Origin of the sequence: Streptomyces sp. SPB162, from assembly GCF_029504575.1 — a bacterium.
Classification (GTDB): domain Bacteria; phylum Actinomycetota; class Actinomycetes; order Streptomycetales; family Streptomycetaceae; genus Actinacidiphila.
In genome coordinates this window covers 764,116-785,091 of sequence record NZ_JAQFII010000001.1, presented here as the reverse complement: position 1 = coordinate 785,091, position 20,976 = coordinate 764,116, and the positions used below count along the sequence as shown (strand labels likewise).

At 70.8% G+C, this 20,976-nt stretch carries 22 protein-coding genes and 1 pseudogene; 13 read left to right on the top strand and 10 right to left on the bottom strand.

The window, feature by feature from the left end; genetic code table 11:
* Window positions 1-474 precede the first annotated feature (474 nt).
* From M2266_RS03630 to M2266_RS03615, 4 genes are all read left to right on the top strand, one after another.
* Entirely contained in the window at window positions 475-1,215 is a 741-nt protein-coding gene (locus M2266_RS03630; RefSeq protein WP_277436794.1) for a hypothetical protein, read from the top strand.
* Entirely contained in the window at window positions 1,212-2,687 is a 1,476-nt protein-coding gene (locus tag M2266_RS03625; protein ID WP_277436793.1) for an NADH-quinone oxidoreductase subunit NuoF family protein, read from the top strand. The genes M2266_RS03630 and M2266_RS03625 overlap by 4 nt, the downstream gene beginning before the upstream one ends.
* A gap of 174 nt (window positions 2,688-2,861) precedes the next feature.
* Entirely contained in the window at window positions 2,862-3,860 is a 999-nt protein-coding gene (locus M2266_RS03620) for an SCO0930 family lipoprotein (protein ID WP_277436792.1), read from the top strand.
* Between the two features lie 248 nt (window positions 3,861-4,108).
* Complete coding sequence (locus M2266_RS03615; RefSeq protein ID WP_277436791.1) at window positions 4,109-4,444, top strand: hypothetical protein; 336 nt, start codon at window positions 4,109-4,111, stop codon at window positions 4,442-4,444.
* A 15-nt stretch (window positions 4,445-4,459) separates the two neighbouring features.
* On the opposite strand, the gene M2266_RS03610 is transcribed toward M2266_RS03615, so the two are convergent.
* Both M2266_RS03610 and M2266_RS03605 read right to left on the bottom strand, forming a co-directional pair.
* Window positions 4,460-6,037, bottom strand: a complete 1,578-nt coding sequence (locus M2266_RS03610; RefSeq protein WP_277436790.1) for an APC family permease — start codon at window positions 6,035-6,037, stop codon at window positions 4,460-4,462.
* A 101-nt stretch (window positions 6,038-6,138) separates the two neighbouring features.
* Window positions 6,139-6,708 carry a PadR family transcriptional regulator gene (locus M2266_RS03605; RefSeq protein WP_277436789.1) on the bottom strand — a complete coding sequence of 190 codons (570 nt, stop codon included), beginning with the start codon at window positions 6,706-6,708 and terminating at the stop codon, window positions 6,139-6,141.
* 83 nt (window positions 6,709-6,791) lie between these two features.
* On the opposite strand from M2266_RS03605, the gene M2266_RS03600 reads away from it, so the two are divergent.
* Complete coding sequence (locus tag M2266_RS03600) at window positions 6,792-7,205, top strand: nuclear transport factor 2 family protein (RefSeq protein ID WP_277436788.1); 414 nt, start codon at window positions 6,792-6,794, stop codon at window positions 7,203-7,205.
* A 42-nt stretch (window positions 7,206-7,247) separates the two neighbouring features.
* Here the strand turns inward: M2266_RS03600 and M2266_RS03595 are convergent, their stop codons facing one another.
* A complete protein-coding gene (locus M2266_RS03595) occupies window positions 7,248-8,669 on the bottom strand; it encodes a family 2B encapsulin nanocompartment shell protein (RefSeq protein ID WP_277436787.1) in 1,422 nt (473 codons plus the stop codon).
* A gap of 395 nt (window positions 8,670-9,064) precedes the next feature.
* Here M2266_RS03595 and M2266_RS03590 point away from each other — a divergent pair, with 395 nt between their 5' ends.
* Entirely contained in the window at window positions 9,065-10,219 is a 1,155-nt protein-coding gene (locus tag M2266_RS03590) for a family 2 encapsulin nanocompartment cargo protein terpene cyclase (protein ID WP_277436786.1), read from the top strand.
* A 124-nt stretch (window positions 10,220-10,343) separates the two neighbouring features.
* On the top strand, window positions 10,344-11,210 hold the full coding sequence (locus M2266_RS03585; protein WP_277436785.1) for a geranyl diphosphate 2-C-methyltransferase: 867 nt from the start codon (window positions 10,344-10,346) through the stop codon (window positions 11,208-11,210).
* An 18-nt stretch (window positions 11,211-11,228) separates the two neighbouring features.
* On the opposite strand, the gene M2266_RS03580 is transcribed toward M2266_RS03585, so the two are convergent.
* The gene (locus M2266_RS03580; RefSeq protein ID WP_277436784.1) at window positions 11,229-11,399 is read right to left on the bottom strand and encodes a hypothetical protein; all 171 of its coding nucleotides are present in this window, start codon (window positions 11,397-11,399) and stop codon (window positions 11,229-11,231) included.
* A 232-nt stretch (window positions 11,400-11,631) separates the two neighbouring features.
* On the opposite strand from M2266_RS03580, the gene M2266_RS03575 reads away from it, so the two are divergent.
* Window positions 11,632-13,245 (top strand): APC family permease, encoded by a 1,614-nt coding sequence (locus M2266_RS03575; protein WP_277436783.1) that lies wholly within the window; start codon window positions 11,632-11,634, stop codon window positions 13,243-13,245.
* Between the two features lie 7 nt (window positions 13,246-13,252).
* Here M2266_RS03575 and M2266_RS03570 read toward each other — a convergent pair whose 3' ends face one another.
* Both M2266_RS03570 and M2266_RS03565 read right to left on the bottom strand, forming a co-directional pair.
* Window positions 13,253-14,656, bottom strand: a complete 1,404-nt coding sequence (locus tag M2266_RS03570; protein WP_277436782.1) for a M48 family metallopeptidase — start codon at window positions 14,654-14,656, stop codon at window positions 13,253-13,255.
* Complete coding sequence (locus tag M2266_RS03565) at window positions 14,653-15,402, bottom strand: sigma-70 family RNA polymerase sigma factor (RefSeq protein ID WP_277436781.1); 750 nt, start codon at window positions 15,400-15,402, stop codon at window positions 14,653-14,655. The genes M2266_RS03570 and M2266_RS03565 overlap by 4 nt, the downstream gene beginning before the upstream one ends.
* Before the next feature lie 74 nt (window positions 15,403-15,476).
* Between M2266_RS03565 and M2266_RS03560 the strand changes: the two genes are divergently transcribed.
* Window positions 15,477-15,626, top strand: coding sequence for a hypothetical protein (locus M2266_RS03560; protein WP_277436780.1), 150 nt, complete (start codon window positions 15,477-15,479; stop codon window positions 15,624-15,626).
* Between the two features lie 191 nt (window positions 15,627-15,817).
* On the opposite strand, the gene M2266_RS03555 is transcribed toward M2266_RS03560, so the two are convergent.
* Together M2266_RS03555 and M2266_RS03550 are read right to left on the bottom strand one after the other, a co-directional pair.
* Complete coding sequence (locus M2266_RS03555) at window positions 15,818-16,063, bottom strand: hypothetical protein (protein WP_277436779.1); 246 nt, start codon at window positions 16,061-16,063, stop codon at window positions 15,818-15,820.
* Window positions 16,064-16,103: 40 nt separating this feature from the next.
* On the bottom strand, window positions 16,104-16,970 hold the full coding sequence (locus M2266_RS03550) for an SGNH/GDSL hydrolase family protein (protein ID WP_277436778.1): 867 nt from the start codon (window positions 16,968-16,970) through the stop codon (window positions 16,104-16,106).
* A gap of 322 nt (window positions 16,971-17,292) precedes the next feature.
* On the opposite strand from M2266_RS03550, the gene M2266_RS03545 reads away from it, so the two are divergent.
* Window positions 17,293-17,838, top strand: a complete 546-nt coding sequence (locus M2266_RS03545; RefSeq protein WP_277436777.1) for a DUF6328 family protein — start codon at window positions 17,293-17,295, stop codon at window positions 17,836-17,838.
* Complete coding sequence (locus tag M2266_RS03540) at window positions 17,835-19,106, top strand: low temperature requirement protein A (protein ID WP_277436776.1); 1,272 nt, start codon at window positions 17,835-17,837, stop codon at window positions 19,104-19,106. Before M2266_RS03545 ends, M2266_RS03540 begins: the two co-directional genes overlap by 4 nt.
* Window positions 19,107-19,152: 46 nt before the next feature.
* Here the strand turns inward: M2266_RS03540 and M2266_RS03535 are convergent.
* A pseudogene (locus M2266_RS03535) lies at window positions 19,153-19,633 on the bottom strand (YbaK/EbsC family protein).
* On the opposite strand from M2266_RS03535, the gene M2266_RS03530 reads away from it, so the two are divergent.
* The gene (locus M2266_RS03530) at window positions 19,605-20,093 is read left to right on the top strand and encodes a helix-turn-helix transcriptional regulator (protein ID WP_277441056.1); all 489 of its coding nucleotides are present in this window, start codon (window positions 19,605-19,607) and stop codon (window positions 20,091-20,093) included. The pseudogene M2266_RS03535 and the gene M2266_RS03530 overlap by 29 nt on opposite strands.
* Before the next feature lie 50 nt (window positions 20,094-20,143).
* A complete protein-coding gene (locus tag M2266_RS03525) occupies window positions 20,144-20,542 on the top strand; it encodes a VOC family protein (protein ID WP_277436775.1) in 399 nt (132 codons plus the stop codon).
* 82 nt (window positions 20,543-20,624) lie between these two features.
* Here M2266_RS03525 and M2266_RS03520 read toward each other — a convergent pair whose 3' ends face one another.
* Window positions 20,625-20,828 (bottom strand): hypothetical protein, encoded by a 204-nt coding sequence (locus tag M2266_RS03520; RefSeq protein WP_277436774.1) that lies wholly within the window; start codon window positions 20,826-20,828, stop codon window positions 20,625-20,627.
* Window positions 20,829-20,976: the final 148 nt, after the last annotated feature.

The window sequence follows — 20,976 nt, the reverse complement described above, 5'->3', positions numbered from 1 at the left end:
GACGACGGGGAAGCAGGAACTTGTCACGATGCGATAAATCTTGTGGAGATGCTGGGAAGTTGAGCGATGCTGCTGCACCCCGGGCACTGCTCATCGGCTGTGGAGGTGAACCCTCCGAGAATCCGCACCGGAGCCGGTCCGCCCGCCGCTGTGTCGCGGCGCGTTCCGGCTCTTCTCGTCCCCGTGCGGGCCGTGCTGCCCCGGTCCTCACCAGCTGCCGCCCGGCAGCGCCGCTCTCCACCCCCTGGGCTCCGGGTGCGACGTGCAGTGCTCGGTCCCCCCGCTCGGGAGGCTTTCCCCATGCCTTTGTCCCCCATGTCCACCCCCCGCCCGTACGGGTCGACCCCGGCGGGCCGGTCGCACCGAAGGAGGCTGCGTGCCGCAGCGGCCGGTGGACGGCGAGCCGTCCGCCGGCCTCCTCTGCTGTCCGGCGCCGGCGGGCGCCGGACCGTCACGTTCGTCATCCTCGCTGTGGTGCTCTCACTCACGGCGACCGTCGCGGGCCAGGTCGGCGCCTTCACCCGGACCTGGGCGTTCCTGGACTTCGGGGCGGGAGTGCTGGCCCTGGTCTGCCTGACCGCCACCGTGCTGTGGGGGCTGGCCGCCACCGACCGCCTGCTGCTGCACTCCAGCCACCGGCTGCTCGCCCAGGGGGTGCACCGGGGCATGGCCAGCGGCGGACTGGGTTTCCTCGCGCTGCACATCTGGGTGAAGGTCGAGCAGCAGGAGACCACCGCCGGTGCGGCGGCGGTGCCGTTCACCGACGGTCCGCAACCGCTGATGATCGGTCTGGGCACCCTGGCGGGCTACCTGTTCCTGACGGTGGCGGTGACCGGAGCGGTGCGCAGCGCGTTCGCCTCCGGAGCGCGTTCGCGCTGGTGGCGGGCGCTGCACATGAGCGCGTACCCGGCCTGGGGCGCCGCGTTGCTGCACGGCCTGAAGGCCGGCCGACCCGCGAGCGGCTGGGTGACCGTCTCCTACGCCCTGTGCCTGGTGGGGGTGGCCGGGGTGCTCGCCATACGCCTGCGCTCCCGGCAGCAGCGGGTGGCCGCGGGCCCGCCCGTGGCGCCGGCCGCCTACCGCGTTCCCGCCGCCGCCCAGCCCGACCGGCCGCCGCGCTCGGTGGCCTTCGCCGCGCGCCGCGATGAGATCCGTGACAACCGGCCGGACCGGGCCGACGGACGGGTCGACAGCACCGCCGGGTGGCGGCTGTGAACGGCCCCCGGCCGGCGATCGGCTGCGTCGGGCCGCCCCGGCTGCTGGCCGGTCTCGACGAGGTGGCGCGGCTGGACCGCGTCACCCATCTGACGGTGCACGGCTCGCTGCCCCGGCTGCGGCCGGAGGAACTGCTGGCGCTGGCCGAGAACATCGACCTGCGCGGCCGCGGCGGAGCGGGTTTCCCCTTCGCCCGCAAATTCACGGCCGTCACCCGGGCGGCCGAGCGCCGCGACGGGCGCACCGCCGTGATCGTCAACGGCAGCGAGGGCGAGCCCAGTTGCCTGAAGGACACGGCGCTGCTGCTGCACACCCCGCACCTGGTGCTGGACGGCGCGCTGCTGGCGGCGGAGGCCCTGAACGCCGAGGACGTCGTCCTGGGCGTGACACGGGAGGACGTCGAGCAGTCGGTGCAGGACGCGATCGCCGAGCGCGGCCCGGTCGGACGCCGGCTGCGGGTGACGCGGCTGCCCGAACGGTTCGTCACCGGCGAGAGTTCCGCGATGACCAGCGGGCTCAACGGCGGTCCGACGCTGCCGTCCGGCCGCTCGATCCGCACCAGCGATCGGGGCCTGGGCGGAGTGCCCACCTTGTTCTCCAACACCGAGACGTACGCCCAACTCGCGGTGGCCGCCCGGATGGGCGCGCTGGACTACCGGTCGGTGGGACTGCCGACCGAGCCCGGCACGGTGCTGTTGACCGTCGCCGGCGCTTCGGTGATGGAGACCCCGACCGGGGTGCCGCTGACCTACGTCCTGGAACTGTGCGGCCTCGGCCCCGGTCAGGGCGTCCTCGTCGGCGGGTACCACGGGCGGTGGTTGGACCCGTACTCCGCGAAGGCGGCGGATGTCTCGCGCGAGTCACTGTCCTCGTTCGGCGCCGTGCTGGGCGCGGGAGCGGTGCTGCCGCTGCCGGAGGACACCTGCCCGGTCGGCGAGGTCGTGCGGGTGACGCGCTGGATGGCCGGGGAGACCGCGGGCCAGTGCGGGCCGTGCGTGCTGGGACTGCCGGCGCTGGCCGACGTCCTCGAACAGGCCGCCCACGGCGGCGGGCAGGCCGCGCTGGACGCCGTGCGCGCCCGGATGCGCTCGGTGCGCAAGCGCGGCGCCTGCAGCCACCCCGACGGGACCTCGGCGTTCGTGGAATCCGCGCTGGCCGCGTTCCCCGACGACTTCGACGACCACGCGCTGGGCAGCGGTTGCGGGCGCCCGGTGCTCGGCACGCTCCCACTGACCCTGAACGGCAGCCCCGCGGCCCGGCCGCCCGCGCCGCAGGTCACCGAGCGGCTCGTCGTGGACTGGACGCGGTGTCAGGGGCACGGGTTGTGCGTGGACGTCCTCCCCGAGGTCGTCCAGTTGGACGCCGACGGCTACCCGGAGCAGGCGTCGATGGAACTGCCCGCGCGGCTGCGCCCCAAAGCGCTGCGCGCGATCCGGCGCTGCCCCGCGCTGGCGCTGCGCATCCAGGAGTAGGACGGCCCGCCCGCTGGTTCCCGAAACCGGGGACGATGCCCGGAAACGTCGGGAACACGTCTCGTTTCTTTGCCTCTCGTGACAAGTTTCAAATCGGCTGAACGCCCTTCGCGGTTCCGCCCGTATCCCTGGGCGACGGCACGAAGCCGCCGGACCGAATGCGAAGGAGCAGTCATGGTAAACAGGCGTCGAGCGGCATTCGCTGGAGCGGCCACCGTGGTCTTTCTGCTGACGGCAGGATGCGGCAGCAGCGAAAAGACCGGCAACAACGCCCAGGGGGCCAACGTCCAGCCCGCCGGTGACACCAAGGACATCGGAACTGGATACGGCTCGGATTACGGTGCGAGCAGTACCGGCGGCTACGGCGCCGACCAGGCGGGGGCGAAGAAGGGCGAACCGGCCAAGGAACTGGCGGTGCGCAGCGACGGGAAGCTGGGGCCGGTCGTCACCGACAGCAAGGGCTTCACCCTCTACCGGTTCGACAAGGACACCGCCCAGCCGCCGAAGTCCAACTGTGACGGCGCCTGCGCGATCACCTGGCCGGCCGTGCCGGCGGACGACGCCACCGCCTCCGCGGGCATCAAGCCCGAGCTGCTGGGCGAGGTCATCAGGACCGACGGCAGCCGGCAACTGACGCTCGCGGGCTGGCCGGTGTACCGCTACTCGATGGACACCCAGGCCGGTGACACCAAGGGCCACGGGGTCGGCGGGACGTGGAACGCGCTGGCACCCGACGGCAAGAAGGCCGGACAGCAGGCGGCCACCGCCCAGCCGACGCCCAGCCCCACCCAGACCCAGAACCAGGTCAGCGACGTCTCGTTGTCGGTCACCGACAACGACGAACTCGGCAAGATCATCGTGGACGGGAAGATGCGGACGCTCTACCGCTTCAGCAAGGACAGCGCCTGGCCGATGAAGTTCGCCTGCCTCGACGCGTGCCTGAACACCTGGAAGCCCGCCAAGCCCGTCGACAAGACCAAGGTGCGCGGCGTGGCGTCCAAGCTGGTCGGCACCGTCACCCGGCCCGACGGAACGAAGCAGCTCGCCATCGACTGCTGGCCGGTCTACTGGTTCACCGGTGACGAGAAGCCCGGTGACATCAACGGCCAGGGCAAGATGGGCCTGTGGTTCGCCGTCACCCAGGGTGGCAAGAAGGCCGGCGCGGGCTCCTGACCCCCACCCCCGGAGGGGCTCGCGCGGGGAAGGTCCGGGTCCGGTCCCGGACCTTTCCGCGCGACCCGGCCGGGTGCCGGGGGCGACGCACCGGAAAAGACGCACCAGGAACCCGGAATGGGCGCACAGCGAATTCCGGCCGAGGCGATGAGGTGGATGTGCCGAATATGCGACGGGGAAGCGTCGTGGTGGCGTTGTGCGCGATGGTGCTGAGTGGCTGCGCTGCGAATGCGCGTACTCCCAGCACTGTGGCGGCAGTTCCCACCACCGTTCCCGCACCGGCCGGCCCCGCCTCCATTCAGCAAATCGCCGCCGTGCTCGGCTGCAAGGCCGAAATCGGTGTGGTGGCGACGGAACTGCGCCAGGGTTCGTGCAAGACCGATCAGGGCGAGTTCCGCATGCTCACCTTCGCTGCGGACAGCGGTCAGCGCGCCTGGCTGACCGAGGCGCAGGCGTACGGCGGGATCTACCTGGTGGGAACCCGCTGGATCGTCACGGCGCAGTCCCGGGAAGCCCTGACGGGCCTGCGCGCGACCCTCGGTGGAACGATCCAGGCGCCGGAGCACGGGGGCCACGGCGGTTGAGCCGCCCAGCGGGGCCTACCGCTCCCCCCGCTGGGGATCGGCTGCGGCTTCGTGGGCGGAGACCGCGATGGTCTCCTGGCGGAAGAACGTGGGGCGCACTCCCCGGTAGAGGAACATCAGGATCCCGCCGAGCAGCAGGGCGCCGATACCGGTGACGAAGACGCCGCCGAACTGCCAGTGCGGCGGGAACGGCACGGTCCACGAGGTGCTGCCGTAGTCGGCGGCGGAGTACACGACGCAGGCGTTGACGAAGAAGTACAGCAGCAGGAGGCCGCCGACCCCCGGCATGATCCCCTTGGTCCACAGGTCGCGGGGGCTGCGGGTGAGGACCTTGCGGTAGTACCAGACGCAGGCGAACCCGGTGAGCCCGAAGTAGAACGCGATCATCAGGCCGACCGACCCGATGGAGTCGGCCAGCACGTTCTCGCTGACCCGGGTCAACAGGACATAGAAGGCGATGGAGGCCAGCCCCATGCCCACCGTCGACCACGTCGGGGTCAGGAAGCGCGGGTGCATCTTGGCGAACCGGTCCGGGATCGCCTTGAACGCGGCCATCGACAAGGTGGTGCGGGCCGTCGGCAGGATGGTGGTCTGGGTGGAGGCGGCAGCCGAGGTGAGCACCATGAGGATCAGGAGTTTGGTGGCGAACGAGCCCAAGCCTCCGGTGCCGAAGACCTCGCTGCCCAGACCCGACAGCACGTCCCCGGAGTTGTCGGGGTTGGCGAGTCCGATACCGGTGTCCTTGACCCCGGCGAAGGCCTGCGCGGACACGCTGACCACGACGTAGACGAGCAGCAGGATCACCGTGGACAGGACCGCGGCCCGGCCCGGGGTGCGGCTGCTGTCCTTGGTCTCCTCGTTGACCGACACGGCCGTGTCCCAGCCCCAGTAGATGAAGATCCCCGCGAGCACGCCCTTGGTCAGCGCGTCCAGCGAAGTGATCTTCGCGGGGTTGAACCACGACCACGACACCTCGGTGGCCACGCCCGGTGCCGTTCCCGCGTACACCTTGACCAGGGCGGTGACGGCCAGGAGGAACAGCACCAGGATCTCGATGGTGAGCAGGACCTTCTGCAGGTTGGCGGAGAGCTCGATGCCGATGTAGCAGATCAGGGTCATCACGGCGATCCACACCACGCCGACCACGGTGACCCAGGTGGTGTTCTCGGCCAGGCCGTCGGCGCCGATGAGCCGGAAGCCGTACGCGCCGGCGATCTGCGCCAGGTTCGCCATGACGATGATGTCGGCGGCGATGATGCCCCAGCCGCCCATCCACCCGGTCCGCGGGCCGAACGCCCGCGAGGCCCAGGTGAAGGTGGTGCCGCAGTCGGGGTCGGCCGCGTTGAGCTGCTTGTACCCGTGGGCGATCAGGAACATCGGGATGAAGGACAGGATGATCACGATCGGTGACTGGAACCCGACCACCGCGACGATGACGCCCAGCGTGGCCGCGAGGCTGTAGGCGGGCGCGGTGGAGGCCAGGCCGATGACCATGCTGGAGAACAGTCCCAGCGCGCCGCCCTTGAGTCCCTTTTCCGTCGCTCCCGGGCCCGAGGGACGTCGGGCCTCGGGCGGGACAACAGGCATACCCATCTCGGCCGCCTCCGGTCACCGAAGCCACCCCACCGATTCCACAGTGAACCGCTTCCCCGCCACTCCGCAACTCGAGGCGGCGGTCGCCGCGAGCGGCGGCCCTACGGCGCCGGGGCTGTGGTCTGCCTCTCGGTCAGGACGGCCGCGGTCCGCCGGCACCAGGCGAGGTGGTCCTGCTCGAAGGCCAGGCCGCGCAGGCACGTCAGATAGGGCCCGATCCGCTCGCCGTGGCGCAGGAACTCCTCCTCGCTCAGGTCGCCGCGCAACCGGCCCAGCAGGGTGCCCAGCACCTCGATCTTCGCCTCGGCCGCGCGGGCGCGCTCCTCCAGCTGCGCGATGACCGGTGCGGCGCGGACGTGGTCGGCGGCCTGGACCTTGACCAGAAGGTCGTCGCGGATGACGGAGGGCTTGGAGGGGGCCGCGGCGAACGCGGTCAGCTCAGCGCGGCCGGCGTCGGTGACGTGGAACATGCGCTTGTTGGGCCGGGACTCCTGGACGACCTGCCGCCCCGCGACCAGCCCTTCCTTCTCCAGCTTCGCCAGCTCGGTGTACAGCTGCTGGGGCAGGGCGTGCCAGAAGTTCGCGACGCCCAGATCGAAGGCCTTCGCCAGCTGGTATCCGCTGTACTCGCCGTCCAGCAGCGCCGCGAGCACGGCATGTCGCAGAGCCATGGGCCCCCCTTCCCTTTCCGCGTCCTGCGGCGCATCATACCCAAGAACATGATTAGTCATATCCTTGAGTAATAGGAGGGGTCATGGAGACTGCCGAACGCTTCCGCACCGCTGTGGAGAAACGGGATCTGGCCGCGCTGGACGATCTGTTCACCGACGACATCCGTCTGTACAGCCCGGTGAAGTTCACCCCCTTCGAGGGCAAGGCCATGGTGCTGGGGCTCTTCGGGGTGCTGCTGCGTACCTTCGAGGACTTCCGCTACGTCGGACAGCTCGACGGCACCGCGGAGACCAGCGCCGACGGGGAGCGGGCCCCGTCGGAGATCCTGATCTTCCGGGCCACCGTGGACGGCAGGCAGATCCACGGCATCGACCTGCTCCAGTTCGACGAGGCCGGCCGGATCAAGGAATTTACGGTGATGGTCCGCCCGCAGTCGGCTGTGCAGGCCCTGGGCCAGGCGGTCCTCGCCGGCCTGACCGCCGACGGCCTGGCGTGATCGGGCCGTCGCCGGGCGGAACCGCGGGGGCCCTGGAGAACGTCAGTCGCGCCAGTTGGCGATGTTGACGTTCTCCAGGATGCCCAGGGCGTCGGGGACGAGTACGGCGGCGGAGTAGTAGGCGCTGACGAGGTAGCTGATGATGGCCTTCTCGCTCAGGCCCATGAAGCGTACGTTCAGGCCGGGTTCGTATTCGTCGGGGATGCCGGTCTGGCGCAGGCCGATGACGCCCTGGTTGTCCTGCCCGGTACGCACCGCGATGATCGAGCTGGTCCGCGCCGGACTGATCGGGATCTTGCCGCAACTGAGGATTGGCACACCACGCCAGGAAAGCACCGTGCTGCCGTCGACTTCGACGGTGTTGGGGTAGAGGCCTTTGCGGGTCCATTCGCGGCCGATGGCGGCGATGGTGCGGGGGTGGGCGAGCAGGAAGCGGGTGCCGCGGCGGCGGCTGATGAGTTCGTCGAGGTCGTCGGGGAGCGGGGGGCCGGCGTGGGGCTGGATGCGCTGGTCGTATTCGGCGGCGTGCAGCAGGCCGAAGTCGGGGTTGTTGATGAGTTCGTGTTCCTGGCGCTCGCGTAGCGCCTCGATGGTGAGTTTGAGCTGTTCCTCGATCTGGTTCATCGGTTCGTTGTAGAGGTCCGCGACGCGGCTGTGGACGCGCAGGACGGTTTGGGCGACGCTCAGTTCGTATTCGCGCGGGGCGAGTTCGTAGTCCACGAAGGTGGAGGGCAGGTTCGTTTCGCCCTTGTGGCCGGAGGCGAGTTCGATGGCTGCTTCGCCGCGCTTGTTGACGCGTTGGCGGGGGATGGCGCGGTAGGCCTCGAGGTGGGCCCGCAGGGTGGGGGACTGGTCGGCGAGGGTGTGGAAGTCCTGGCGGGGCAGGGCGAGGACGGTGGTGGTGGTGGCGGCGCGGGCGGTGAAGTCCCAGGAGGCGTCGGGGTCCAGGAGGCCTTGTTCGCCGAAGTGGGCGCCGTCGGCCAGGACGCCGAGACGATTCTGCTCGCCGAACTCGCCTTCGCTGAGTTGCTCGACCTTGCCGTGGGCGAGGAGGTAGAGGGTGTCGGCGGGTTGGCCGGCTTCGGCGAGGAGGTCGCCGGGGGCGAATTCGTGTTGGGTGAAGCGTTCGGCGAGGGCGGTGAGGACGTCGGTGTCCTGGTAGGAGCGCAGGAGTGACAGTTCGCCCAGTTCGGCGGGGATGACCCGGACCTGGGAGCCGGTTTTGACGAAGGTGACCTTGCCGTCGCCGACGGAGTAGGTCAGCCGCCGGTTGACCCGGTAGGTGCCTGCGGTGACCTCGACCCAGGGCAGCATGCGCAGCAGCCACCGGGAGGAGATCCCGGCCATCTGCGGTGCGGACTTGGTCGTGGTCGCCAGATTCCGGGCGGCAGCCGTATCGAGGCTCGAACGGTGCGGGCTGTCGGTCGGCGCGGGCGCGGATTCCGGACGTGCTTCGATGGACATGGCTGAGAGTCCTTTGCCGTGGCGTTCGTGAAGGTCCGTGGATGGATTTTTCCGCGCGACGTACGACGTCGGTTTCCGCAACGAGCGAAATGCCGCGACCTGGTCGCGGGATCGTGGAATGAACGCGGTCCTGGCGGATGGGCACTGCCGCCGCGGGCAGTGACATCGCTGTGCATACGGCGGACCCGGTGTCGCCTCCGGTCCAACACCCTTGGTTGCAGGGGTGTTTGCCGGTTGAAGTATCGCGGATCCGCCGCGGCCGCGCCATCACTCGATCGAATGAGTATCAGGCGCGGATACCGCGGAAATGCTTCTCTTCGGGCGCTGCCCCGTATGGACCCGCATCTTCCTCTCCACCGACTTATCGCGACTGCGAAGGATTCCGGATGGGACGCGTGAACGGAATCGAACATCCGGCCACCATCAGAAAGGAGAGCCACGCCACGACCACCACCCGTCCCTCCCGGCCGCCGGCCGAGGCGCTGGAACGTGTCCTCGCGGGGCCGGCCGGGCTGGGAAGCGCCGCCATCCGCTTCACGCCCCCGCAGCCGGGCGACCCGCCGGGCCGGGGGACACCGGCCCCCGCGCGGATCGAGGGCGTGTACTGTCCGCCGGCGGTGCGCGATGACCGGGCGCTGGCGGACCTGATCAACGCGCAACTGCTGGAATGGGCCGACGGCGTGGAGCTGTTCCGTTCCCCCGACCTGCGCGCGGGCCTGCTGTCGTTCGACCCGGGCCGGTCCGTCGTGCTGTGCCATCCCGACGCCCCCAGCACCGAACACCTCCTGACCGCCGCGAAACTCCTGACCGGTGAGAACGCGGTGGACGACTACTTCTGCGAACCCGAACTGGGCGGCGCCCCCGAGGGGCTCGGCGCCCGCCTCGCCGTCGCCCAGTCCGCGATCGACCCCACTCACATGCCCGCCCCGTATGACGCCCACTGGCGGGCGGCCCTGGCCGGGCACCCGGCGCTGCGCTGCATGCACGCGGCCATGGAATCCCTCAACCGGCTCGCCACCCCCGCCCAGGCCCACCGGTTCCGCCATGAGATCGCCAGCCTGTACCTGGGCTACGAGGCCGAAGGCGCCTGCGTGCAGGAGGAGCGCACCCCGCCGGTGTGGGAGTACCTGGTGCAGCGGCAGCTCAACTCGTTCCGCCCGTGCCTGGCGATCACGGACGCGATCGGCGGCTACGAACTGCCGGCCGAACTGTTCGCGCTGCCCGCCGTGCAGCGCGCGACCGCACTGGCCTCCACCGCGTCCACGGTCCTCAACGACCTGTACTCCCTGCGCAAGGAGCAGGCATCCGGCCGGTTCCACTACAGCCTTCCCACCGTCATCGCGCAGGAGGAGGACTGCGCGATCGACGACGCCTTCGCGAAGGCCATCGACGTGCACAACGACCTGGTCCGCGCGTTCGAGACGGAGGCCGCCGCGCTGGCCGCCCATCCGCTCACCGCCCGGTACGTGACCGGGCTGGCGAACTGGATGGGCGGCAACCACGAATGGCACGCCGGCCACGTCGGCGGCCGATACGCCACCTCGCCCTGAACGCGGCCGCTCCCCGAAACCGCGGCACCGCGCCCCCTCGCGGCGCCCCGCAACGACCTCACGACCTCAGGACGCCACGACCTCACGACCTCAGGACGCCACGACCGAAGGAGTCACCCCACACATGTCCCTCGACCACATCACCGTCCCGGCCCAGCTCCCGAACACCAGTCCCTACCAGCGGTCCGTCGCCGCGTACTGGAACGCCGAGAAGAACCCGGTCAACCTGCGCCTGGGCGACGTGGACGGCATCTACCACCACCACTACGGCATCGGTGAGGTCGACTGGTCGGTGCTCGACGCGCCGGAGGACATCCGCGAGGACCTGGTCACCAAGGAGCTGCACCGGCTGGAGTGCAACCAGACGGAGCTGCTCCTCGACCAGTTCGGCGACATCGGGCCGGAGGACCGGCTGCTGGACGCCGGATCGGGCCGTGGCGGCGGCAGCGTCGTGGCCAACCAGCGGTTCGGGTGCGCGGTCGACGGCGTGTCGATCTCCCAGTCCCAGGTCGACTTCGCCAACGCCCGGGCCGTCGAACGCGGTGTGGACGACAAGGTGCGCTTCCACCTCAAGAACATGCTGAGCACCGGCTTCGACACCGGGTCCTTCCGCGGGATCTGGAACAACGAGAGCACCATGTACGTCGATCTGGGCCTGCTGTTCGCCGAGCACTCCCGCCTGCTGGCACGCGGCGGCCGGTACGTCACCATCACCGGCTGCTACAACGACACCTACGGACTGCCCTCCCGGGCCGTCAGCCAGATCAACGCGCACTACATCTGCGACATCCACCCCCGCAGCACCTACTTCAAGGAGATGGCGGCCAACCGGCTCGTGCCGATCAGCGTCGTGGACCTCACCGCCGCGACGATCCCGTACTGGGAGCTGCGCGCCAAGTCGTCGCTGGTCACCGGTATCGAGGACCCGTTCCTGACCGCGTACAGGGACGGCAGCTTCCAGTACCTGCTCATCGCCGCCGACCGCGTCTGAACCGGGAGGTGATCAGCGCTACCGGGCCGGTGCGGGCCGCACGGCCGCGGGCGAGGTGGCGGGCTCGGGGGCGCGCGGGGTGTCGGGGGCCGCCTGAGCGTGGGGGAGCAGGAGCACCGTCCCGGCCAGCACCGCCGCCGCGGTGCCGGCGATGATCTCCGATCGCCTGTCCGCATGTCGATCGCTCAACTCACCGACCTCCTCCTGGATCGCGCAGGACGCCCACGGCCGCCGTCTCCGGCCGCTACGGAGTCCTACGCGGCCAGGTCGCGGCGGACTCAGCACCACTCACTTCGTGACAACCGCCGGGTGCGGCGTCCGTGCGGTGACAGGCCCGCCGCGGGGCGGTCCTCTGTGGCAGGCGGCACCCGGCGTGGCACGCTGGGGGACCCCAGTGTTCCCACCGAGGAGAGGCGTGCACGTGCCGCGATACGAGCCACGGCCGACCGCGGACGTTCCCACGGTGCTGAGCGAGGAACGCCGGCTCCGCAAGGAGCTCGGCTTCTGGAGCCTGGCGGCGATCGGGTTCTCCAACATCCTCGGCTCCGGCTGGCTGTTCGCCGCCATGTTCGCCGCCCAGACCGCGGGCCCCGCCTCGTTGCTGTCCTGGGTCGCGGCGGGCGTGCTGTGCGGGCTGGTGGCGCTGGTGATGGTGGAGCTCGGCGCCACCCGCCCCGAAGGCGGCGGAACCGTCCGCTGGCCGCTGTACGCGAGCGGCCGGCTGGTGGGTACCGTGATCGGATGGTCGGTGCTGCTGTCCGTCGGCGGCACGGCGGCGGAGATCAGCGCGATCATGCAGTACGCCGCCCACTACCTGCCGGGCCTGTACGCGCACGGCCGGCTGACCACGTCCGGTCTCGCCGTGGCCACGGGGCTGAGCATCCTGCTGACCGCGCTCAACTGGTTCGCGGTACGCACCTTCGCGCGGCTGAACAACCTCGTGTCGCTCTTCAAGGTCGTCGTGCCCATCGTCACCATCGTGGCGCTGTTCCTGTCCGGCACACACTCCGGGCGGCTGACCGACCACGGCGGCTTCGCCCCGTACGGCTACGCGGCCTGCCTGACCGCGCTCGCCAGCGGTGGCATCGTCTACTCCGTCAACGGGTTCCAGGCGCCGCTCGACTTCTCCGGCGAGGCCCGCAACCCCCGGCGCACCGTGCCGGGCGCGGTGCTCACCGGCATCGGGCTGGCCCTGCTGGTGTACCTGGGGCTGCAACTGGCGTTCCTGTACACGGTGCCGGACTCACTGCTCGGCCACGGCTGGCAGGGCGTCGACTTCGACTCCCCGTTCGGGCAGCTCGCCCTGGTGCTCAACCTGCACTGGCTGGCCACCCTGCTCTACGCCGACGCGGTGGTCTCGCCCGGCGGCTCGGCCTACGTCGGGGTCGCGCTCGACGCCCGGCACACCTACGCCCTGGCCAAGAACGCCCTGCTGCCGCGCTTCTTCATGCGGATCGACCCCCGCTCCGGCATGGCGCACCGGGCGCTGCTGCTCAACCTCGTCGTCATCGTGCTGTTCATGCTGCCGTTCGGCGGCTGGCAGGACATCGTCAGCGTGATGGGCGACATGTACCTGCTCATCTACGCGGCGTCCGCGGTCGCCGTCGCCGTGTTCCGCGCGCAGGACAGGGATCAGGGAGTCACCCGCAAGGACGGCCAGGTGCCCGGGGTGCGCTGGATCGCGCCGGTCAGCTTCGTGGTGGCCGCCGAGTTCGTCTACTGGTCGGGCTGGCACGACCTGCGCCTGGCACTGCCGCTGGTGCTCGCCGGGGTGCCCCTGTTCCTGCTGCTGCGGCGCGACGCCGGCGGGCTGCCGGTGCGCGAGGAGCTGCGGCACGGCGCGTGGCTGGTGTGCCACCTGGCCGCGCTGACCCTGCTGTCCTGGCTGGGCACCTTCGGCGGCTCCGGCCGGCTGCCCGCGCCGTACGACACGCTCGTGGTCGGCGTCGTCTCGTTGGCGGTCTTCGTCTGGGCCGTACGCTCCGGGACCGCCCATCTGCGAGCGGTCCCGGCCCCACCCGTCCCCGTCGCGTGAGCGTCGCTCACCGCGCGGGCAGCAGGGGCAGCGTGCTGAGCCGGCTCGGCGACGGGGCCGGCGGGAGGGTGAACGGAGGGACGGTCGTCGGCGGGGGCGACCCGCCGACGGGCCAGACCTTCGGCATGACGGGCGCCGGGGAGAACGGCGCCGAGTACGGTCGCGGTGGGTGGATGACGGTGTGGACGAAGATGCTCGCGGCCAGGACCAGGGACATGCCGATCAGGTTGATCTTGAGCAGGAAGCGCAGTAGCGCCTTGTCGAACGCGGGCGGTTTCGCCGACATCGTGGTCTCAGCCTGTGGGGAGACCGCGGCATCTGCGGGACGCAGGGCGTCCTGCAAAGTCTCGACCAGCCCGGGGAGCTCGCGCAGGAGCCCCGCGGCGGACGAGGGTGCGGTCACGGCCGGCCGGTGCGCGCTGTCCGGCTCGCCGCCGGGGCACAGGGTCGCCAGCCGGACCGCCAGCGGCGGGTGACTGCCCAGCCCGTCGTCGGGAACGACGTGCACGGTGGCAGGTCCCGGGTCGTCCGGATCGGCGAGCCGACGCGCGAAGGACCGGAACACGCCCTCGGGAAGCGTCTGCGGTGACGCGACGCCGCTTGCGCGGGCCGGTCCCGCGGGCCGGTCCGGATTCTCGGTGAGATCGGCCCACAGCGGAGTCAGGGCGTGCACGGTCCGCAGGGCGCGGGCGAGGGTGTGCGCTCCCGCGATGCGGGCCGCCGCCGCGTCCGCTTCCAGCTCCTGGCCACGCCGTACGGCCAGGGTCTGGCGCAGGTACAACCCGTTGTACGCCTTGGTGACCTTCAGGAGCAGTCGCACGACCGGTTTGACGCTGGTCTGGTCGTTCTCCAGGAACTCCAGGTAGCTGACGGTGCGTTGCAGCCGGATGCTTCCGCGGTGGCTGACGGACGCCAGTCGGGTGTGCCGGCCCGCGTAGTGCCCCAGCTCGTGGCACAGGACCGCGCGCAGTTCGTCCGGGGTGAGCCCGAGGAGCAGGGGCAGGCCCAGGTCCAGGGTGCGGGGGCCGCCGACCAGGCCCATCAGTCTGCCACGCTCACCGGCAGAGGCGTTGACGGTGTCGGTGAGCCGCATCGTCGTGGGCGGGGCGGTGTCCAGTTCGGCGGCGAGCCGCAGGGTCAGGGCCCACAGTTCGGGCTGCTCTTGGGGCGTCAGCTCGATCCGGGGGCCTTCGAGTACGACGGCGGACGTCCCGGCGAGCAGCCCGTAGGCCAGGGTGGAGACGGGCACCACGGTGAGGGTGCCGAGCAGGGCGAGCTGCCAGGTCTCGGTGGTCATGATGGCGATGACCAGCAGGAGCTGGATGGCCAGCATGGTGACGGCGAGCAGGTGGACCCCGGCCAGCAGGGCGCAGCCGAGCAGGGCGCGCCCCGCGGTCGACCGGGGCTTCACGCGCACGGCCCCGTACGCCCGGTGCCGTCGCCTCGCCGGCCGGCCAGGTCCGCACCGGCCTGCCGCGCCGCCTGTTCGTCCTCCTCGAAGGCCGAGCGGAGCCAGGACTCGGTGGCGTTCAGGGCCGCGGCGAGCCGGTCCCCGGGTGCCGGGCCGCCGGTGCCCAGCAGCGGCACCTCGCCCAGCGGATCGGTGGTCGGGTCGAGGCCGAGCAGCCGCCGGAGGTTGGCGCGCCCCTTGCGGAGGTTGCCCCGGGCCGCGGAGGCCGTGATGCCCAGGTCGTCGGCGATCTCCTGGTGCGTCAGGGCGTAGAGGCTGAACATGACCAGCACCATCCGCTGGCGCGGTGGCAGACCGGACATCGCGGTCAGTACCCGCCGGGCCTGTGCCGTCTCATCGGGCAGCGCCTGCCGGGGGAGTGCCACGTCCAGTGCCGCCCGCTTCACCTTGAGCCGCAGACGCAGCACGCGCCAGAGCTTTCTCCGCATCACCAAGCCCACCCACGCGTTCGGCTGCTCGTAGCCGCTGATCCGGTCCCAGTTCTCCAGTGCCGCGAGGAAGGCGTCCTGCACGGCGTCCTCGGCGTCCTGTCGATTGCCGCACAGCATGACCGCACGGGCCAGCAGGGCCGGCCGGTGGGTCGTGAAGAACGCGTCGAAGTCGGCGGGGACACGTTCGGCCTCCGCCACTTCGCCGCGTTCGGGTTCCTGTGCGCCGGTGCGCACGCTGTCGGTTCCCCTGCTCATCGTGTCTCCCCCTCCCGACCGCCCGGGGCGGCCAGGCCATCGCCCCGCACGGTCAGGATGCCCCCATCCGGGCGGTGGTCCTCCACCTGGACCGCGTGTCCCGCCAGGCGGACCGCGGCGAGCACGAGCCGGGCACGTTCACGTTCACGGGTCACTTCGCACCAACAGGCCACTACCTGGCAGACGACTTCGACCGTAGCGGCCAGCACCGCCAGCACCACTGATTCGTACATATCCGACCACGCCCCTCGCCGACCCCGTAACGTCGGCAGGTCCTCCGCCGACTGCAACACCGCTGAACACCCGCGGTCGGCCCCCGCGTTTACCCGCCGGGCGAACTTTTTTCGCGGTGGTTTTCGCGGGGGGCTCCCGCGGGGTGCCGCGGCGTGGTCCGTGGCACCGGCCGGAGGTGCGGTCAGCGCGCGTCCGCCGCTGCGTGGACGCGCTCGCCGCCGACGGAGGTCAGGGCCACGGTGGTGGAGCCCCGGTCCGGGTGCGCCGCCGCGTAGGAGGCGACGCGCCGCTGGTACTCGGCCAGGCTGGTGATGCCGGTCAGGTCGCACTCGCCCCACTCGACGCCGGTGTAGACGGCGTGGACGTGGGCGCCCTGGAAGCCGACCCCGACCCCGCCGTCGTACTGACGAGCTTGCTGCGACCGCACGCCGGCGGCCCGGGTACGGCCCGTTGATGCCGGCGGCGGGTCAGGTCGCCGTGCGCACGGATTCCGCGAGGGCGTCGCCGAAGGTCGCCGAGCCGGCGGCGTTCGGGTGCAGGGGGAGTGCCTGGCTGGTGGGGACGAGACCTTCGATGTAGCGCGTTCCGGCAGGGGCGCAGCTGTCATGTCCGGCGCTGAGGGGGATGGTGTCGACGAACGTGGCGTCGTGAGCGGCGGCCTGGGTGCGCAGGGCGTCGCCGAGCCGGCCGACGGAGCCCTGGATGTAGTTCGCGTCACGGGCCCAGATCGGCTGCCTGGGGAAGCAGCCGTCCTTCCGGATGTAGGTGCCGTAGCCGACGACGAACACCGTGGCGTGCGGGGCACGGCGGTGGATCTCGTCCAGCGCGTCGCCCAGGGAGGGCGCCCAGCGGTCGATGTCCTCCGCGATCCGGTCGCCTCCACCGGCGGTGAGGCGATCGGCGCAGCTGGTGCCGAGAGGCTCGGGGAACAGGTTCACACAGCTGATGACTCGGGTGACCAGGTTGGTGTCGTTGCCGCCGATGGTGAGGCTGACGAGGTCCGTCCCGTCGGACAGGGCCGTGTACTGGGGCGGGACGGAAGCGAACTGCTTGCCGCCGAAGTCGGTGATCCTGGCGCCGGAGCAGGTCACGTCGGTGAGCCGGGCGCCGAGCGCCCGCGCGGCGACGTGCGGGTAGTCGGACAGCGACCGCAGGCAGGCGACCTTGCCCGGATCGGTGGGGGGCACCAGGGGAGCCGCGGCGAAGGAGTCGCCGAGGGCGACGTACTCAACGGGCCGCGCGGACCGCGCTTGTGCGGGACCCGATACGGCGGCGGCCACCAGACCGGCGCAGCCCAGGACAGCGGCGAGGAGGCTGCGGGAGAACCAGGTCATGGATGCTCCGATGCCGAGAAGGGAAGCGGGGGTGTGTCGAACAACCGGGCATCGGCCGCCATGACGTCTCCGTGCTATCGGTTGGTGCGTAGGGAAGTGGGACCAGGCCGCAGCGCGGAAAGTCGTGACGGATGACAGAACCCCCATAACCGCGCGAAGTGCCCCACAGGACCTACCCGGCTGGCCGACGGCGAACCTTCCCCCGCTCGTCAGGGCGCTGCTGCGCGGGGCGACGATCGGCGAGGAACTCGTCGCGCAGCATGGAAACGGACTTCGCGGGAAACCAGATATTTACCTTCCCATAGGAAAATCTGGAGACTCCATGTCCGTCCCGCCGCCCGCCCGCGCCGACGCGAACCCGCCCCGCGCAGCAGACTCCGGCCCAGCGCCGGGGGAGGGGGGTGAGAGCGATCAGGAGCGCGTCAACCGGCGGTGGAACGAGGTGCTGCAGGAGACGCGTGTCGCGCAGATGGGGGTGCAGATCCTCTTTGGTTTCCTGCTCAGCATTTCCTTCACGCCGTACTTCCGCGAGTTGGGGACGTTCGACCTCACGGTCTACGTCGTCGCCGTCGTCTGCGGGGCCCTGGCGACGGGCGCGTTGATAGCCCCGGCCTCCATCCACCGCATCCTCGCGGGCCGGCGCCTGAAGGAGGAGATCATCGATGTGGCCGGCCGCCTGATGATGTGCGGCATGGCCCTGCTCGCGCTGACCGTCGGCTCGGTGGTGCTGCTGATCCTGCACGTCGCCCTGAACAACGTCGTGGCCGAGATCGTCACCGCCGCCATCGGGCTGTGGTTCCTCGCCTGCTGGTACGGACTGCCGGTCTGGCTGCGGCACCGCGCCGATCGACGCGACGGGGCACGGTGAGAACGGTCGGGGAGGCGGTGGACCCCGCGCAGCCGCACCCCGAGACGGCGGGCGGCGATGCCGGGGCCGCCGAGGAACCGGACAAGCAGGTGAGCTGGGCCGAGTTGTTCTTCGACCTGGTCTACGTCTTCGCCATCACCGAGGTCAGCTCCCTGTTGCAGGCCGACCACACCTGGGCCGGCGCAGGCCGGGCGTTGATCGTATTCGTCCCCGCCTACTGGGCCTGGACGGCCACTTCGGTACATGCCAACCGGCAGGACGTGGAGAACGCCACCGACCGGATCGGCATCTTCGCGGTCGCGCTGAGCGCGCTGTTCATGGGTCTGGCGGTGCCCGGCGCCTACGTTGACCGCGGTCTGCTCTACGGCGGCGCGTACTTCGTAGCCCGGCTGGTGCTCCAGGTTCTCGCACTGCGCTGGCAGAAACTGCACCTCAACTCCTTCCTGGTCGGGGCCGTCGTCACCGGCCCCCTGCTGCTCGCCGGCGGTCTGGTGGAGGGCAACGCGCGCATCGCCCTGTGGGCGGCGGCCGCGCTCGTCGACACGCTCGCTCCGCAACTCCTGCGCCGCCGCGCGACCGCACACTTCCATTCGGGTCACCTTCCCGAACGCTTTGGACTGTTCCTGATCGTCGCGCTCGGCGAGACCATCATCGCCATCGGCAGCCCGGTCACCGGCACCACACACATGGGGGGTGACGTACTGGCGACGGTGGCCGCCGCGTTCGCCCTGACCGCGGCCCTGTGGTGGGTGTACTTCGCCTTCGCGGCAAGTGCCCTGCAGTTCGCGGTGGCGGCCGCCGACAAGCAGTTCGACATGGTCCGGCATGTCCTGTCGTACGCACACCTGGGCCTGATCAGCTCCGTCATCGCCATCGCGGTCGGCTTGCACGACGCGGTCGCGCATCCCGGACACCGGCTCGGAATCGGCGTCGCGGCACTGCTGTACGGGGGCTGCGGCCTGTTCCTCATCGTCTTCGCCTACACCCGCTGGCGGATGTTCCGGCTGTGGTCCGTCACCCGGCTCACCGCCGCGGCGGCCGTCCTCATCAGCCTGCCACTGGCCTCCCGCCTGCCTGCGCTGGCAGCGGTCGTGTGGCTGGCCGGCCTGATCGTGGCCCTCGACGTGGTCGAGTGGTACCGCATGCGGCGCGCCGCCTCGAAGGCCGGGACCGAAGACGCCGCCGAGGCGGCCGCGGCGGCCACCGTCGGCGAACAGGGCAGCGCGCCCGAGACGGAGGCGCAGATCCGGGTGGAAACGGAGGCGTAGCCTGGCCGCCCTGTGGTGCCGGCAAGTCGTTCGAACGAGCCCCCGGTCACGGGCCGACGGGGAGTAGGAGCCCTCCCGTGAGCCGGAGGAGTTCGCCGACGGTGGTGGGGAAGACCGTTCGGGGAGTCCCGGCGGCGGCCCAGAGCCGGGGGTAGTCGGCAAGAGCCGCGTCGACCACGGTGGGAAGCACGTGGAGGTGGCCCGACCGGTGCCACACCACCGATCGCCTGCCCGGTGGCCCGGCGCACCTGTTCCGGGGTAGCGCGCCGGAGCTTGCCACGTCCCCACCGGGCGGCGAGTGCCGCGGTGTCCACCCGATGCCGGCCGCTGGTCAGCACCAGAACGGGCTCTTCGTCGGAGATGAACACCAGGCTGTTGGCGATCGCACCCACGTCACACGCCAAGGCCTGGGCGGCCTCCGCGGCCGTGCGCGTCGACTCCGTCAACTCACGCACCTGACCCGCGACGCCGGCCGCGGCGAATCGCGTCGGCGCGCGTCTGCGGGAGTTGCGCGAGGAGCAGGAAATCTCACTGTCCGAACTGGCGCGCAGGTCCAAGATCGGCAAGGGGACGCTCTCCGAACTGGAGAGCGGCCGGCGCAACCCCACCCTGGAAACGCTCTACGCGCTCACCACAGCGCTCAAGGTGCCTCTGAGCACCGCGCTGCACGATCTCGGTTCTCCCGCCAGGATCTCCGGTCACGCCGTGGACGCCGTCCTCATCGAGCGGTTCGAGGCGGCCGCCTCCGTCGCGGAGACCTACCGGATCCGTATCCGCGCAGGGACGGAACAGGAGTCCGGCGCCCATACCCCCGGCACGACCGAGCACATCATCGTCCTCGCCGGCACCGCGCGCGTCGGTGGAGTCACCGACCCCGTCCTGATCGGTCCCGGTATGCACGGCAGTTGGGCCGCCGATGTCCGGCACCTGTATCAGGCGCCCTCGGGGGACGTGGAGGCGCTGCTGATCGTGCGCTACCCGCAGTGACACGCCAATGCCTGTACACAGCCGGGAAATTTGGTAGATCCTCTGTAGTTGTGCATCACACCGAGGATTCGCCGTGGCCCACAGGCATCAGTGCCATCACCCTGTTCGTCGAGGACCTCGACGAAACCAAGCGGTTCTACCGGGAGGTGTTCGGCCTGCCGCCGGCCTTCGAGGACGACAACTCAGCCGTGTTCGACTTCGGGAACGCCCTCGTCAACCTGCTGAGAACCTCCGCGGCACATGAGCTGATCAGCCCGGCACACCCCGGCGACCCGACCGCCGGCCCTCGGCTCCAGCTCACACTCCCCGTGGACGACGTGGACGCCATGTGCGAGAAACTGACCGCCCGCGGCGTGACCCTGCTCAACGGCCCGCTCGACCGCCCATGGGGCATCCGCACCGCCAGTTTCCGCGACCCCGGCGGCCACATCTGGGAGATTGCCCGCTGACCGTCCTACGGGCGCGGTGGCGGCGCGGTGGCGGGCGGGAACCGGCGAGTGCGGCGCTCGAACGCCGTGCCGGTGCCGCCCGTTACCCTTCGCGACTGTTCTGGTGGCCGTCGGCCGGGGTGTCAGCGGTGCTGTTCGCCGGTGGGTTCAGCAGCTCGGTGCCCGTCAGCGCATGCGGGTTGTTCAGGGTGCCATCGGCGACCCCGGCGTGTGCGTTGGGGGTGATCAGGGCCGTCGCCACTCCCGTGGCGAAGGTGGCGACCGCGAGCATCATTCGTTTCTTCATGCCCACTCAACCGGCAATCCCGTGCGATGGTCACGGCACAGTTCACAGTCGGCCGAATCCCGCGTATGCCCGGCGGGTGGATTCGCATCGTTTGATCCCGTCCGGCCATCCCTGCGGGTCATCGTGTGGCACTGTGTCGAGGTGCGAT